At 67.4% G+C, this 14501-nt stretch carries 18 protein-coding genes; 12 read left to right on the top strand and 6 right to left on the bottom strand.

Annotated features, from left to right (window positions below; translation table 11 throughout):
- Positions 1-10: 10 nt before the first annotated feature.
- From rpsR to BKE09_RS19545, 4 genes are all read right to left on the bottom strand, one after another.
- Positions 11-241: a 30S ribosomal protein S18 gene (gene rpsR, locus BKE09_RS19560; RefSeq protein ID WP_002804494.1), complete on the bottom strand. Its 231-nt coding sequence runs from the start codon at positions 239-241 to the stop codon at positions 11-13.
- 11 nt (positions 242-252) lie between these two features.
- The gene (rpsF, locus tag BKE09_RS19555; RefSeq protein WP_006452997.1) at positions 253-690 is read right to left on the bottom strand and encodes a 30S ribosomal protein S6; all 438 of its coding nucleotides are present in this window, start codon (positions 688-690) and stop codon (positions 253-255) included.
- Between the two features lie 186 nt (positions 691-876).
- Positions 877-1419 (bottom strand): CbrC family protein, encoded by a 543-nt coding sequence (locus BKE09_RS19550; RefSeq protein WP_075678316.1) that lies wholly within the window; start codon positions 1417-1419, stop codon positions 877-879.
- 94 nt (positions 1420-1513) lie between these two features.
- The gene (locus tag BKE09_RS19545) at positions 1514-1852 is read right to left on the bottom strand and encodes an iron-sulfur cluster assembly accessory protein (RefSeq protein WP_006452998.1); all 339 of its coding nucleotides are present in this window, start codon (positions 1850-1852) and stop codon (positions 1514-1516) included.
- 128 nt (positions 1853-1980) lie between these two features.
- Between BKE09_RS19545 and asnS the strand changes: the two genes are divergently transcribed.
- The 12 genes from asnS (at position 1981) to BKE09_RS19485 (ending at position 12491) form a co-directional block, all read left to right on the top strand.
- Positions 1981-3375 carry an asparagine--tRNA ligase gene (gene asnS / locus BKE09_RS19540; protein ID WP_075677422.1) on the top strand — a complete coding sequence of 465 codons (1395 nt, stop codon included), beginning with the start codon at positions 1981-1983 and terminating at the stop codon, positions 3373-3375.
- Positions 3376-3405: 30 nt separating this feature from the next.
- Complete coding sequence (locus BKE09_RS19535) at positions 3406-3705, top strand: hypothetical protein (RefSeq protein ID WP_014037737.1); 300 nt, start codon at positions 3406-3408, stop codon at positions 3703-3705.
- A 7-nt stretch (positions 3706-3712) separates the two neighbouring features.
- Positions 3713-4027: a hypothetical protein gene (locus BKE09_RS19530; RefSeq protein ID WP_014037738.1), complete on the top strand. Its 315-nt coding sequence runs from the start codon at positions 3713-3715 to the stop codon at positions 4025-4027.
- 7 nt (positions 4028-4034) lie between these two features.
- Positions 4035-4673, top strand: coding sequence for an FMN-binding negative transcriptional regulator (locus tag BKE09_RS19525; RefSeq protein WP_075677420.1), 639 nt, complete (start codon positions 4035-4037; stop codon positions 4671-4673).
- Between the two features lie 72 nt (positions 4674-4745).
- Positions 4746-5408: a carbonate dehydratase gene (gene can / locus BKE09_RS19520; RefSeq protein WP_014037740.1), complete on the top strand. Its 663-nt coding sequence runs from the start codon at positions 4746-4748 to the stop codon at positions 5406-5408.
- Between the two features lie 19 nt (positions 5409-5427).
- Positions 5428-5949, top strand: coding sequence for a 3-hydroxyanthranilate 3,4-dioxygenase (locus tag BKE09_RS19515; protein ID WP_075678315.1), 522 nt, complete (start codon positions 5428-5430; stop codon positions 5947-5949).
- Positions 5950-6109: 160 nt separating this feature from the next.
- Positions 6110-7384, top strand: a complete 1275-nt coding sequence (kynU, locus tag BKE09_RS19510) for a kynureninase (RefSeq protein WP_075677418.1) — start codon at positions 6110-6112, stop codon at positions 7382-7384.
- A 31-nt stretch (positions 7385-7415) separates the two neighbouring features.
- Entirely contained in the window at positions 7416-8783 is a 1368-nt protein-coding gene (locus tag BKE09_RS19505) for an NAD(P)/FAD-dependent oxidoreductase (RefSeq protein ID WP_075677416.1), read from the top strand.
- Positions 8783-10222 (top strand): exodeoxyribonuclease I, encoded by a 1440-nt coding sequence (gene sbcB, locus BKE09_RS19500; protein WP_075677414.1) that lies wholly within the window; start codon positions 8783-8785, stop codon positions 10220-10222. Before BKE09_RS19505 ends, sbcB begins: the two co-directional genes overlap by 1 nt.
- Positions 10219-10905 carry a DUF2461 domain-containing protein gene (locus BKE09_RS19495; RefSeq protein ID WP_075677412.1) on the top strand — a complete coding sequence of 229 codons (687 nt, stop codon included), beginning with the start codon at positions 10219-10221 and terminating at the stop codon, positions 10903-10905. The genes sbcB and BKE09_RS19495 overlap by 4 nt, the downstream gene beginning before the upstream one ends.
- Complete coding sequence (locus BKE09_RS19490; protein ID WP_075677410.1) at positions 10905-11897, top strand: aldo/keto reductase; 993 nt, start codon at positions 10905-10907, stop codon at positions 11895-11897. The genes BKE09_RS19495 and BKE09_RS19490 overlap by 1 nt, the downstream gene beginning before the upstream one ends.
- Positions 11898-11939: 42 nt before the next feature.
- Positions 11940-12491, top strand: a complete 552-nt coding sequence (locus BKE09_RS19485) for a DUF2939 domain-containing protein (protein WP_049443197.1) — start codon at positions 11940-11942, stop codon at positions 12489-12491.
- Positions 12492-12626: 135 nt separating this feature from the next.
- Here BKE09_RS19485 and BKE09_RS19480 read toward each other — a convergent pair whose 3' ends face one another.
- Both BKE09_RS19480 and BKE09_RS19475 read right to left on the bottom strand, forming a co-directional pair.
- Complete coding sequence (locus BKE09_RS19480) at positions 12627-13571, bottom strand: 5'-nucleotidase (RefSeq protein ID WP_075677408.1); 945 nt, start codon at positions 13569-13571, stop codon at positions 12627-12629.
- A 47-nt stretch (positions 13572-13618) separates the two neighbouring features.
- Positions 13619-14392 (bottom strand): NAD kinase, encoded by a 774-nt coding sequence (locus tag BKE09_RS19475; RefSeq protein ID WP_032962058.1) that lies wholly within the window; start codon positions 14390-14392, stop codon positions 13619-13621.
- Positions 14393-14501 lie beyond the last annotated feature (109 nt).

Raw genomic sequence — 14501 nt, 5'->3', positions numbered from 1 at the left:
CCGCCGGGCATCAGACGTCGTGGTTGTCGGTGTACGGGATCAGGGCCAGGAAGCGAGCGCGCTTGACGGCGGTCGCCAGCTGACGCTGGTACTTCGACTTGGTACCGGTGACGCGGCTCGGCACGATCTTGCCGTTCTCGGTCAGGTACTGGCGCAGGGTGTTGAGATCCTTGTAGTCGATCTCCTTCACACCTTCAGCCGTGAACTTGCAGAACTTGCGGCGACGGAAGAACTTGGACATGGGAAGGCTCCTTAGGCGGCGGAAGCGGCGTCGTCGCCGGCTTCGTTGTCAGCGGTGGTGGTGGACTCGCCTTCTTCGTCGTCACGACGACGGCGCTCACCGCGCTCCGGCTTGTCACCCTTCTCGTCCTTGCTCTTCATGATCAGCGACTGCTCGGTGTCAGCCTCGTCACGCTTGATGACCAGGTTGCGCAGCACGGCGTCGTTGAAGCGGAAGCTTTCGGTCAGTTCGTTCAGAACGGCCTGGTCGGCTTCGATGTTCATCAGCACGTAGTGGGCCTTCACCAGGTTCTGGATCGGGTACGCCAGCTGGCGGCGGCCCCAGTCTTCCAGACGGTGGATGGTGCCGTTGCCGTTCTCGACCAGCGACTTGTAACGCTCGATCATGGCCGGGACCTGCTCGCTCTGGTCCGGGTGGACCATGAACACGATTTCGTAATGACGACTCATGTTTTTTTCTACCTTTCGGATGTGGCCTTGCGGCCGGACAGCCCCCCGCCGTTGAGACCGCGGTGGGGCAAGGATTCCCACCAGGAAGGCAGGAAGCCGCGCATTATGCGGCAAGCGGCGCCACCGGGCAACCGGGCGGGAACCGGGCAACCTGAACGGGAGCGCCGGGCCATGTCCGGCACGTGCTCATCCCAGATCGACGTGAAGGCGATGCTGGCCGCATTCCAGGCACTGGAACAGGCAGCCGACCATCATCCCGTCCCGGCTCAGATGCTCCAGCACCCAGTCGGCGTCGCGCGGATTGATATCGACCACGTCAGGCCGGACCTGATCGAGGATCGGCAGCAGGTCGTCGCTACCGGCGTAGCCGAGGAAGGCGCAGGGCCGTTCGCAATGGCTCAACCAGACCGATTGCTGCCAGGAGGAGTAGCCCGGGGTGCGCTCGCAGATCTCCAGCAGCAGCTCACGGGCGATGGTCGGCGGCGGATCGGCCGGATCCGGGGATACCCCCTCGATATCGCTCCAGCCGGTGAATTCCCCCTCGGAACTGGCCGCCGCCCTTCCATCGGCGATACACCAGGGGCACAGGTAATCGGGACGCAGGCGCGTGTAGAACGGCCCCCGGTAACGAAGCGTCCGCGGTTGCCCGCAGCAGTCGCAGACCCCGTCGACTTCTTCGAAGGAGAGGGCGTAGGCGTTGGGGTGATAGATAAAAGCCGGTCGTTCCATCCGTGGGATCTCTGCCGAGCCCAGCGTGCCGACCAAGGTCGGCACCTACCAGAGCACGCCCTGTCAGCGCAGGGCTATGCCCGGCGGCCGGCCCTCAGGCCTTGTCGGCGTCGGTGGTGAAGCTCTCGCCGCAGCCGCACTCGGCGGTGGCGTTCGGGTTGCTGAACGTGAACGTCTCGCTCAGGCCATGCTTGCCGAAGTCGATCACGGTGCCGTCCACCAGCGCCAGGCTCTTGGCGTCGACGTAGATCTTCACGCCGTCCTGGTCGAACACGGTATCGCCCTCGCGCTCGTCGCGGGCCAGGTCGGTGACATGACCCCAGCCCGAGCAACCGGTCTTGGTCACGCCGAAACGCAGGCCCAGCGCGCCGGGGGTCTGGGCGACGAAGCGCTGCACGCGCTCGAAGGCAATGGGGGTCAGGCTGACGGCCATGGGGCTACTCCAGAGGTACGGGGACATTATAAGGAGCCGTCGCCGCGAAAAATGCCTCGCAAGCAGAACGCTGCAACCGGTAAACTCCCGTGTTCACAGATCGAGTCGATCAGCAGAGGATTCAAGTCATGACGGTGGTCAGCGTTGAACATGCGCTTGCCGGGAAGATCCCGGAAGGCGGCGAAGTCACGGTACGCGGATGGGTGCGCACGGTGCGCGGTTCAGCGAATCTGGCTTTCGTGAATGTGAGCGACGGCTCCTGCTTTGCCCCGATCCAGGTCGTGGCCGGCGACAGCCTGGCCAACTTCGACGAGATCAAGCGCCTGACCAGCGGCTGCTCGGTCATCGCCACCGGCACCCTGGTGAAGTCGCAGGGCAAGGGCCAGTCGTTCGAGATCCAGGCCAGCGCACTGGAAGTGGTCGGCTGGGTCGAAGACCCGCTCACCTACCCGATCCAGCCCAAGCCGATGTCGCCGGAATTCCTGCGCGAAGTGGCGCACCTGCGCCCGCGCACCAACCTGTTCGGCGCGGTCACCCGCATCCGCAACTGCCTGGCCCAGGCCGTGCACCGCTTCTTCCACGAGAACGGCTTCAACTGGATCAGCACCCCGATCATCACCACCTCCGACGCCGAAGGCGCCGGCCAGATGTTCCGCGTGTCCACCCTGGACATGGTGAACCTGCCGCGTGACGAGAAGGGCGCGATCGATTTCAGCCGCGACTTCTTCGGCAAGGAAACCTTCCTGACCGTGTCCGGCCAGCTGAACGTTGAGGCCTACTGCCTGGCGCTGAGCAAGGTCTACACCTTCGGCCCGACCTTCCGCGCCGAGAACAGCCACACCACCCGCCACCTGGCGGAGTTCTGGATGATCGAGCCGGAAATCGCCTTCGCCGACCTGGCCGAGGACGCGCGCCTGGCCGAAGAGTTCCTGAAGTACCTGTTCCGCGCGGTGCTGAACGAGCGTGGCGACGACCTGGCCTTCATCGCCGAGCGCGTGGACAAGAACGCGGTCACCAAGCTGGAAGACTTCATCAACGCGCCGTTCGAGCGCATCGACTACACCGATGCGGTCAGCCTGCTGCAGAAGTCCGGCAAGAAGTTCGACTTCCCGGTCGAATGGGGCCTGGACCTGCAGACCGAGCACGAGCGCTGGCTGACCGAGGAACATGTCGGCCGCCCGGTGGTGGTGACCAACTATCCGGAACACATCAAGGCCTTCTACATGCGCCTGAACGACGACGGCAGGACCGTCGCCGCGATGGACGTGCTGGCCCCGGGCATCGGCGAGATCATCGGCGGCAGCCAGCGCGAAGAGCGCCTGGACGTGCTGGACGCGCGCATGGCCCAGTTCGGCCTGGACCGTGAGCACTACAGCTGGTACCGCGATTTCCGCCGTTATGGTTCGGTGCCGCACGCCGGCTTCGGCCTGGGCTTCGAACGCCTGGTGGTGTACGTCTGCGGGCTGTCCAACATCCGCGATGCGATCCCCTACCCGCGCGCCCCGGGCAGCGCGGACTTCTAAGCCCCACACGACCACGGAGGTACTGACCCCATGACCCTGTTCTTCGCCCTCTGTTTCGTCGGCGTTGCAGTGGCCGGGTTCAGTGCCTTCGTGATCTTCTGGCCGCTGACCCTGGTGCACGTGCGCGACCGCCATCCGGCGCTCGCCGAGCGCTTCGGCAGTGGCGCCTTCCTCAAGCCCGATGCCCTGGCCTGGCTGTTGCGCCGCGACTATCGCCAGCAGCCGGACCGCTCGCTGTCCGGGCTGGCGACGCCGGCCTGGGTATCGCTGCTGACCCTGCTGACCGGACTGGGCATGGCTGCCCTGCTCTGGCTGGCCTCGCTCTGGTAATACCTCCATGAATGACATCTCCGCCTCGCGCGACAGCTGGTGGCTGGCCAGCCTCGGCAACACCCTGATCTGGGCGCGCCTGCGCGTTCGCCCGGCCGGCACCGCCGAGGTGCTCGACAGCGATGGCAACACGCTGAGCTATGACAGCGAAGACACCGCTCGTTCGCAGCTGTTCGACGCCGAGTTCGTCGAGTACGACGGCCTGGACGAGGAAGACGCGCTGGTGCGCGGTTTCAGCCTGCACGAAGTACAGCCACCACAGGCTGACAGTGATGAGGGCCTGCGCGGCCGCATGATCCAGTCGCTGGGCGGGCGCGCCTGACCCTCGCATGTTCACCCCGCGCGCCTTCGCCGAGACCGACCTGCTCTGGCTGGACCGCCTGCTGGCGCGCGACCCGTTCGTTACCGTGCTCACGCCCGGCAGCGATGGCCTGCCGGAACTGACCCGGATGCCGGTGCTGTACCGGCGTGATGGCGAGCGTATCGAGCTGCGCGGGCACTGGGCCCGCGCCAACCCGCAGTCGCGCCACGGCGGCGCGGCCAAGGTACTGGTCGACGGCCCACACGGTTACGTCTCGGCCAGCTGGTACCCGGACAAGGAGCCCGCCGCGCGGGTGCCGACCTGGAACTACGTTGCTGCCGAGCTGCGTGGCCAGTTGCAGACCTTCGATGAAACCGATGCACTGGCCGAGCTCGTCGGTGCGATCAGCGACCACTTCGAAGCCAGTGTCGGCCAGGCCTGGCAGTTCGATGCCACGCGTGCCGAACACGGCCCGGAGCTGCGCGCCATCGTCGGCTTCCGCTTCCAGGTCGAACACGTGCAGCTGAAGCTCAAGCTGAGCCAGAACCATCCCGATGCGAACCAGCGCGCAGTGATCGCCGAACTGGAACAGCTGGGCACCCCCTATTCCACCGAGCTGGCGCAGTGGATGCGCTGGCACCGCGAACAGGCCGCCCGCAGCGACTGAACGCCCCAGATTCCCGCGACGACGCAGCCGGACGGCTGCGGCGAGCCCCCACCCGACGCCAGGGACCCGAACATGAAAGACATCCACAAGCTGCTGCAGAACAACCGCGACTGGGCCGACCGCATCGAGAAGGAAGACCCTGAGTTCTTCCACCAGCTGGCCAAGCAGCAGCACCCGGAATACCTGTGGATCGGCTGTTCCGATTCGCGCGTGCCGGCCAACCAGATCATCGGCATGGCGCCGGGTGAAGTGTTCGTGCACCGCAACGTGGCCAACGTGGTCGCGCACACCGATCTGAACTGCCTGAGCGTGGTGCAGTACGCGGTGGACCAGCTGAAGGTGAAGCACATCCTGATCGTCGGCCACTACGGCTGCGGCGGCGTGCATGCCTGCCTGCACAACACCCGCGTCGGCCTGGCTGACAACTGGCTGCGCCACGTCGGTGACGTGATGCAGAAGCACACCGGCATCCTCGATGCGATCGAGACTGATGAGCTCAAGCACGCGCGCCTGTGCGAACTGAACGTGATCGAGCAGGTCGCCAACCTGTGCCGCTCGACCATCGTGCAGGACGCCTGGGCCCGCGGCCAGAAGCTGATGGTGCATGGCTGGGTCTACAGCCTGAAGGACGGACGCGTGCGCGAGATGGGCATCGACGTCGGTTCGCAGGAAGAGCTGCAGCCGGCTTATGAAAAAGCCCTGTCCTACGTCCCGCGCAAGGGCAAGCGCGACTGATCCCTGACGGATGACCACCATGCTCGCTTCGCCGATCAACCTGCACGCCTGGATCGAAGAGAACCGCCACCTGCTGAAGCCGCCGGTGGGCAACAAGATGATCGACAACGGTGATTTCATCGTGATGGTGGTCGGCGGGCCGAACTCGCGCACCGACTACCACTACGACGAAGGCCCCGAGTGGTTCTACCAGCTCGAAGGCGAGATGGTGCTGAAGGTGCAGGAAGACGGCGCGGTGCGTGATATTCCGATCCGTGCCGGCGAGATCTTCCTGCTGCCGGCGAAGGTGCCGCACTCGCCGCGGCGCCCGCCCGGTGGCATTGGCCTGGTGGTCGAGCGCAAGCGCCTGCCGCACGAGATGGATGGCGTGATCTGGCATTGCGAGCGCTGCAACCACAAGCTGCACGAAGAGTATTTCCCGCTGCAGAACATCGAAACCGACCTGCCCAAGGTATTTGCGCGCTACCACGCCAGCCTGGAACTGCGCACCTGCAGCCAGTGCGGGCACGTGGACCCGCTGCCGGTGCCGGCGGCGGGCTGACCACCCGCCCCTGTAGAGCCGAGCCCATGCTCGGCTTCGTGGCCCGGCAGCCGAGCATGGGCTCGGCTCTACAGCAATAGCGGTACGCAGGCATCCCGGGCGTCGGTCCCGCCGTGCCAGGCGCTACACTGGCGGTCCCGTTGCAGCCTGTTGCCCGACCATGTCCGACCTGCTCAGCCGCACCCACGCCATCGCCCTGGACGCCGCCGATCCGCTGCGCCCGCTGCGCAATGAATTCCTGATTCCGCGCCACGGTGGCGGCGAGCAGACCTACTTCGTCGGCAACTCGCTGGGCCTGCAGCCGCGCGGCGCGCAGGCAGCGGTGCAGGAAGTGATGAAGCAGTGGGGCGAGCTGGCGGTGGAAGGCCACTTCACCGGCCCGACGCAGTGGCTGTCCTACCACCGTCTGGTGAGCGCGCAGGTGGCCCGCGTGGTCGGCGCGCTGCCCAGCGAAGTGGTGGCGATGAACACGCTGAGCGTAAACCTGCACCTGATGATGGTCAGCTTCTACCGGCCGACCGCCCAGCGCCCGGTGATCCTGATGGAAGCCGGCGCGTTCCCGACCGATCGCCACGCCGTGGAAGCCCAGATCCGCTTCCATGGTTTCGACCCGGCCGAGTGCCTGGTGGAAGTGCAGCCGGACGAAGCCAACGGCACGATCTCGCTGAACGCCATCGAGCGCGCCATCACCGAACACGGCCCGCGCCTTGCGCTGGTGCTGTGGCCTGGCGTGCAGTACCGCACCGGCCAGGCCTTCGACCTCGATGCGATCACCCGCGCCGCACGCCTGCAGGGCGCACGCATCGGCTTCGACCTGGCGCACTCGGTCGGCAACCTGCCGCTGCGCCTGCATGACGTAGCCCCCGATTTCGCCGTGTGGTGCCATTACAAGTACCTCAACAGCGGCCCGGGGGCAGTCGCGGGTGCCTTCGTGCACGAGCGCCACCACCGCGACACCACCCTGCCGCGCTTCGCCGGCTGGTGGGGCCATGAGGAAGCCACCCGCTTCCAGATGGCGCCGCAGTTCACGCCGGCCATCGGCGCCGAGGGCTGGCAGCTGAGCAATCCACCGATTCTCGGCCTGGCACCGCTGCGTGCCTCGCTGGACCTGTTCGAGCGCGCCGGCATGGAAGCGCTGCGCAGCAAATCGCTGGCATTGACCGGCATGCTCGAAGCGCTGGTGCGCGCGCGCCTGCCGCAGGTGCTGGACATCATCACCCCGGCCGACCCGCAGCGCCGCGGCTGCCAGTTGTCGCTGCGCGTGATCGGTGGCCGCGAGCGTGGCCGCGCACTGTTCGAGCACCTGCGCGGCATCGGCGTGCTCGGCGACTGGCGCGAGCCCGACGTGATCCGCATCTCGCCCACCCCGCTCTACAACCGCTACCTGGACGTGCACCACTTCGTCGAGGAAGTGGAAGCCTGGGCCGGCCTTTAAGCCAGCCTCTCCTCTACTGCTGGACAGTTCGTTGATCGCACATGCTTCCCGCTCGTTGAGCATTATTGGTGCCGGCCTGGCCGGGTCCCTGCTGGCCATCCTGCTGTCACGGCAAGGCTGGCGCATCACCCTGTACGAACGCCGCGGCGATCCGCGCGTGGCCGATTACGAGAGCGGTCGTTCGATCAACCTGGCGTTGGCCGAGCGCGGGCGCAATGCGCTGCGCCAGGCGGGTGTGGAGGACGAAGTGATGGCGCGCGCGGTGATGATGCGCGGCCGCATGGTGCACCCGCGCGATGGCGAACCACAGCTGCAGCGCTATGGCCGTGATGACAGCGAAGTGATCTGGTCGATCCACCGCAGCGACCTGAACACCACGCTGCTGGAACTGGCCGAACAGGCCGGCGCCACCGTGCACTTCCATCGCCGCCTGCACACCGTTGATTTCGATGCCGGCTACGCGCGTTTCATCGATGACCGCGACGACAGCCCGCACGACATCCGCTTCGACACCCTGATCGGTGCCGACGGCGCCGGTTCGGCACTGCGCGCGGCGATGAACCGCCGTGCGCCGCTGGGCGAGGACATCGCCTTCCTCGACCACTCCTACAAGGAGCTGGAGATCCCGCCGGCCGCCGACGGCAGCTTCCGCATCGAGCGCAATGCGCTGCACATCTGGCCGCGTGGCCATTACATGTGCATCGCCCTGCCCAACCACGAAGGCACCTTCACCGTCACCCTGTTCCTGCCCAACCAGGGCGATCCCAGCTTCGCCACGGTCAACACCGGTGCGCAGGCCGAAGCGCTGTTCGCACGCGAGTTCGCCGACACCCTGCCGTTGATCCCGAACCTGCGCGCGGACTGGGAACAGCACCCGCCGGGCCTGCTCGGCACGCTCACCCTGGAGCGCTGGCACCAGCACGGCCGCGCCGTGCTGATCGGCGATGCCGCGCATGCGATGGTGCCATTCCACGGCCAGGGCATGAACTGCGCGTTCGAGGACTGCGTTGCGCTGGCCCGCCACCTGATGGAGGCCGATGACCTGGAAGGCGCATTCGCCGCGTTCGAAGCCGAGCGCAAGCCGAATGCACGTGCCATCCAGCAGATGGCGCTGGAGAACTACCTGGAGATGCGCGACCGCGTCGCCGATCCCGCGTTCCTGCTGCAGCGCGAACTGGAGCAGGAACTGCAGCGGCGCTGGCCGACCCGTTTCGTGCCGCACTACACGATGGTCACCTTCCTGCACACGCCCTACGCCGAGGCGCTGCGCCGCACCGAGCTGCAGCGCGACATGCTGGTGGCCGCCACCGCCGGTCACGATTCACTGGACAACATCGACTGGGCCGCACTGGAAGCGCAGATCCACGCGCGGCTGCCGGTCCTGGAGGGCGCGCACTGATGGCCGACAGCTTCCTGTTCTACGACCTGGAAACCTTCGGCCAGGACCCGCGTCGCACGCGCATCTCGCAGTACGCCGCGATCCGCACCGACGCCGACCTCAACGAAATCGACACCCCGGTCAGCTTCTTCGTGCGCCCGGCCGATGACCTGCTGCCCTCGCCGATGGCCACCCTGGTCACCGGCATCACCCCGCAGCAGGCCCTGGCCGAGGGCATCAGCGAGGCCGAGGCCTTCGACCGCATCAACGAGCAGCTGTCGCGCCCCGGCACCTGCGCGCTGGGCTACAACACGCTGCGCTTCGACGATGAGTTCGTCCGCTACGGCCTGTTCCGCAACTTCCACGACCCGTACGAGCGCGAGTGGCGCAACGGCAATTCGCGCTGGGACCTGCTGGACATGCTGCGGCTGATGCGCGCGATGCGTCCGGACGGCATCCAGTGGCCGCTTCGCGAGGATGGCGCCACCTCGTTCAAGCTCGAGCACCTGGCCGAGGCCAACAACGTGCGCGAGGGCGATGCGCACGAAGCGCTGTCCGACGTACGCGCCACCATCGGCATGGCACGCCTGTTCAAGCAGTCGCAGCCACGCCTGTGGGACTACGCACTGAAGCTGCGTGACAAGCGCTTCGTCGGCAGCCTGCTGGACGTGGCCGCGATGAAGCCGGTGCTGCACATTTCCATGCGCTACCCGGCCAGCCGCCTGTGTGCGGCCCCGGTGCTGCCGCTGGCCGTTCACCCGACCATCAACAACCGGGTGATCGTGTTCGACCTGGAAGGCGAGATCGACGACCTGCTGGAACTGCCGGCCGAAGTGATCGCGCAGCGCCTGTACATGCGCGCCAGCGAGCTGCCCGAAGGCATGGCGCGGGTGCCGCTGAAGGAAGTACATCTGAACAAGGTGCCGGCGCTGATCGCCTGGAATCACCTGCGCGCCGATGACCACGCGCGCCTCGGCCTGGACGTGGCCGCGATCGAGGCCAAGGTGGAACGGCTGCGCGCGTTCGCCCCAGAGCTGGCCGAGAAGGCCCGGCAGGTCTACAACCAGCCCCGCGCCGCCACCGTGGTCGACGTCGATGCCTCGCTGTACGACGGCTTCCTCGGCAATGGCGACAAGCCGCTGCTTGCACTGGCACGCACCACCGCGCCGGAGCAGCTGGCCGCGCTGGAAGGCCGTTTCCGCGACCCGCGCCTGCCGGAGCTGCTGTTCCGCTACCGCGCACGCAACCACCCCGACAGCCTCGCGCCGGCGGAACGCCAGCGCTGGCAGGATTACCGCCGCCAGCGCCTGCTCGGCGACGGCGGGCTGGGCGAACTCAACCTGCCCCAGTACCAGCAGCAGCTCGATGCACTGGCCGCCGAAGCGCCCGACGACGCGCGGCGCCAGGCCCTGCTGCAATCGCTGCGCGACTGGGGCCAGCACCTGCAGGAGACGCTGTGAGCACCTACTTCTCGGACGCCAGTTTCAAGTTCCTGCGCAGCCTGGCGCGGCACAACGACAAGGCCTGGTTCAACGACCACCGCCAGCAGTATGAAGACCACGTACGGCAGCCGTTCCTGCGCCTGCTGGGCGACCTGCAGCCGGCCCTGGCCGAGGTCAGCGAGCATTTCCGCGCCGATACCCGCGGCGTCGGCGGCTCGCTGTTCCGCATCCATCGCGACGCGCGCTTCTCCAACGACAAGTCACCGTACAAGACCTGGCAGGGCGCGCGCCTGTTCCATGAGCGCCGCCGCGAGGTGGCCGCGCCTTCGTTCTACGTGCACCTGCAGCCCGGCGAGAGCTTCGTCGGTGCCGGCCTGTGGCATCCGGAGCCTGAAACCCAGCGTCGCGTGCGCCACTTCATCCTCGACAACCCGGGCAGCTGGAAGGCCGCCGCGCATGCGCCGGCCCTGCGCAAGCGCTTCGATTTCGAGGAGAGCGAGAAGCTGGTGCGGCCCCCGCGTGGCTTCCCGGCCGACTTCGAGTTCATCGACGACCTCAAGCACCGCAACTGGGTGATGTGGCGCTCGCTGGACGACGCCACCATGACCGGCCCGCGACTGCTGTCCACGCTGAGCAAGGACCTGGCCGCCCTCGGTCCATTCGTCGACTACCTGTGCGCCGCGCTGGACCTGGAGTTCTGATGTCGCAGGATCTTCCGCTGGCCCGCCAGCGGCGCGTGCTCGGCCGCACCGGCCTGGCCGTTTCACCGATCGGCCTGGGCTGCTCCGGCTTCTGGGGTCATCGCCGCTTCCCCGAGCATGAGGCGGCCGCCGTGGTCGAGCATGCGCTCGCCCATGGCGTGAACCTGCTCGATACCGGCCACAACTATTCCGGCTTCCATGCCGAGCCGCGCCTGGGCCGCATCCTGCGCCCGTTGCTGAAGCAGTACCCGCGCGACGCGCTGGTGATCTCCAGCAAAGGCGGCACGCTCACCGGCCAGGCCGGCATCAGCGGCGCCGAGCAGCGCAACTTCTCGCCCGCGGCCATCACCGCCAGCTGCGAGGCGTCGCTGCGTAACCTCGGCCTGGATCATCTGGACCTCTACCAGCTGCATGGCGCCAGCGAACACGACATCAATGACGACCTGCTGGCCGCGCTGCAACGCCTGCGCGAACGCGGCCTGATCCGCCACACCGGCATCAACACCCACTCGGCATCGACCCTGCGCTGGATGATCGCCCATCCCGACGCGTTCGATGTGGTGCTGCTGGACTACAACGCCCTGCAGCAGGACCGCGAACCGCTGATCGACCAGCTGCAGGCGGTGGGCATTGGCGTGCTGGCCGGCACCGTGCTGGCTCAGGGCCACCTGTTGCCCGCGCGTCCTCGCCTGCCACGGCTGGCCGATGGCTGGTACCTGGCGCGTGCCTGGCTGAAACCCAGCAGCCGCCAGCTGATGCGCAGTGCCCGCCAGATGCGGCGCGCCATGGGCGCGATCCACAGCCAACGCCCGGCCCAGACCGCCTTCGCCTATGCGCTGGGCCATCCCGGCGTGGCCAGCGGCATCCTCGGTACCACCCGCACCCGCAGCCTCGACGAGGTGCTGGCGACGCGGCTGGAAGCACTGACCCCAGCCGAACGGCAACAACTGGTCGATGCCTTCGGTGACGGCCGTGGCTCGCCCAGTCATTGAGTCTTCACCCGGCACTGCCGCCATTGCGGCAGTCTGGTCGGCATGAAGAAACTCACCGCACTCATTGTGCTGCTGGTCCTGGCCGTCGCGGCCTGGTGGTTCGGCGGCCCCTACATGACCGTCAATGGCCTGTCCAAGGCCATCGAGCAGCGCGACACCGCCCGCCTGGAGCGCTACGTCGATTTCCCGCGCGTGCGCAGCAGCCTGCGTGCGCAGCTCAATGACTACCTGGTGCGCCAGGCCGGCCCCGACGTGGCAGCCAGCCCGTTCGGCGCCCTGCTCTATGGCCTGGGCGACCAGCTTGGTGGTGCCGCGGTGGAGACCATGGTGACCCCGACCGGGATCGGCGCGATGCTGCAGGGCCACGTGCTGTGGAAGCGTGGCCGCAATGAACTGCAGGGCGGCGATGCCTTCGGTGCGACCGAACCGGCGCGGCCGTTGAAGCATGCCGAGCACCATTTCGAGGCACTGGACCGTTTCGTGATCGATGTCGATCGCGGCCCGGGCCAGCCGCCATTGAAGGTGGTGCTGGAACCGCAGGGCCTGCGCTGGAAGGTGGTGGACCTGCAGCTGGGGATGTCCGGCAGCCCGTGACCGGACCCGTGGCCTGACGGCAATGCCCACCAAGGTGGGCAACTACCGGGGCATGGCGCCCTGGTAGGTGCCCACCTTGGTGGGCACGGATGCATGGCAGTGCCAACCAACGGTTGGCACCGACCCGTCGTGCCCTCAGCTCTCGTTGGCGACACCATGTGGTACGTGGCCGGCGGCCACATGCTCGCGGGCACTGTCGATGTTGTGCTGCGAATCATCGAAGAAGATGTCGGCGCCGAACGCCTGCAGGAACGGCCCCTTGTGGCGACCACCGAGGAACAGCGCCTCGTCCAGGCGCACGCCCCACTCGCGCAGGGTGCGGATCACCCGCTCATGCGCCGGTGCCGATCGCGCGGTGACCAGTGCGGTGCGGATCGGCGCACTCTCGCCGACCGGGAACACTTCCTGCAATGTATGCAGCGCCGACAGGAAACCCCGGAACGGACCGCCGCTGAGCGGTTCGCGGGCGCGTTCGCGCTCGTGGCGGCCAAAGGCTTCCACGCCCTGCTCGCGCGAAATGCGCTCGCTCTCGTCACCGAAGATCACGGCGTCACCGTCGAAGGCGATGCGCAGCTGGCCGGCCGGGCGACCGGTATCGATCTGGTCGGCCGCCGCAGCGGCGGTCTCGCCAGGCGGCTTGGGCAGGATGGTTGCCGCCGCAATGCCATGCCGCAGCGCGCTGCGCACCGATTCCGGGTTGGCCGACAGGAACAGGTCGGTACCGAACGGCTTCACGTACGGCCAGGTCGGCTCGCCGGCGGTGAACGTCGCACGGATGATGCCCAGGCCGTAGTGCTGGATCGAGTTGAAGATGCGCAGGCCGGTATCGGCCGAGTTGCGCGACAGCAGGATCACCTCGACCCGTGGGCTCTCCGGGCTGGCGCCCTGGTTCAGCGCCAGCAGCTTGCGCACCACCGGGAAGGCCACGCCGGGGCCGAGGATATCGTCCTCATGCTGGCGCTGGAATTCGGCATAGGCCGCCACGCCATCACTCTCGAACAGCGCATGGCTTTCCTCGAGGTCGAACAGGGCGCGCGAGGTCACCGCGACGGTCAGCAAACGGGGGGAGTTGTCGCCCATCGGTGGGGGTCCTTCAAGCGGTCGGCGGGGCCGGCCGCCCATTGTCCTCAAAAAACGAACTGTTCGCTCAGGATCCGGTCTTCCAGGTTGTGCTCCGGGTCGAACAGCAGGGTCACGCGGCGGTCCTTCGACTCACGGATGGTCACCTCGACCACGTCGCGGGTCTCGTGCGAATCCGCAGTGACGCTGACCGGGCGCTTGTAGGGATCGAGCACGCGGAAGCGCACCTCGGTGTCGGCCTTGAGAATCGCCCCGCGCCAGCGACGCGGCCGGTACGGGGCCAACGGCGTCAGCGCGATGGTATGCGAACCCAGCGGCAGCACCGGACCGTGCGCGGAATAGTTGTAGGCGGTGCTGCCGGCCGGGGTGGCCACCAGCACGCCGTCGCCGATCAGCTCGGCCACGCGTTCCTGGCCGTTGAGGTCGATGCCGATATGCGCGGCCTGCCGGGTCTGGCGCAGCAGCGACACATCGTTGTAAGCCAGCGAACCGGTACTGGTGCCCGACTCGGTCAGCGCCACCATTTCCAGCGGGCGCAGGTTGGCCGGTTCGGCACGGGCAATGCGCGCCTGCACGTCGTCGTCGCCACGGTACTGGTTCATCAGGAAGCCGACGGTGCCCAGCTTCATGCCGAACACCGGCTTGCCCAGGTGCCCATGCCGGTGCAGGGTCTGCAGCATGAAGCCGTCGCCGCCCAGCGGACACAGCACGTCGGCCTGCTCCGGCGCGTGATCGCCATAGCGCGAGACCATCGCCGCGCGGGCCATCTGTGCAGGTTCGGTGGCGCTGGCCAGGAAGGCGATGCGGGGGGTGTCGCTCATCGGTGGATCCGGGTGGGTTTGATGGAGAGCATAACCGAGCGCCGGGAGTTGGACCCCGTGGGGCGGATGACCGGCATATCCGCCGGGACACGCCGTAAACCCATCCCTG

It is taken from the genome of Stenotrophomonas sp. TD3 (assembly GCF_001939825.1).
Taxonomy (GTDB): Bacteria; Pseudomonadota; Gammaproteobacteria; order Xanthomonadales; family Xanthomonadaceae; genus Stenotrophomonas.
The sequence above is the reverse complement of the archived record's forward strand: the minus strand, read 5'-3'. Positions and strand labels throughout refer to the sequence as shown.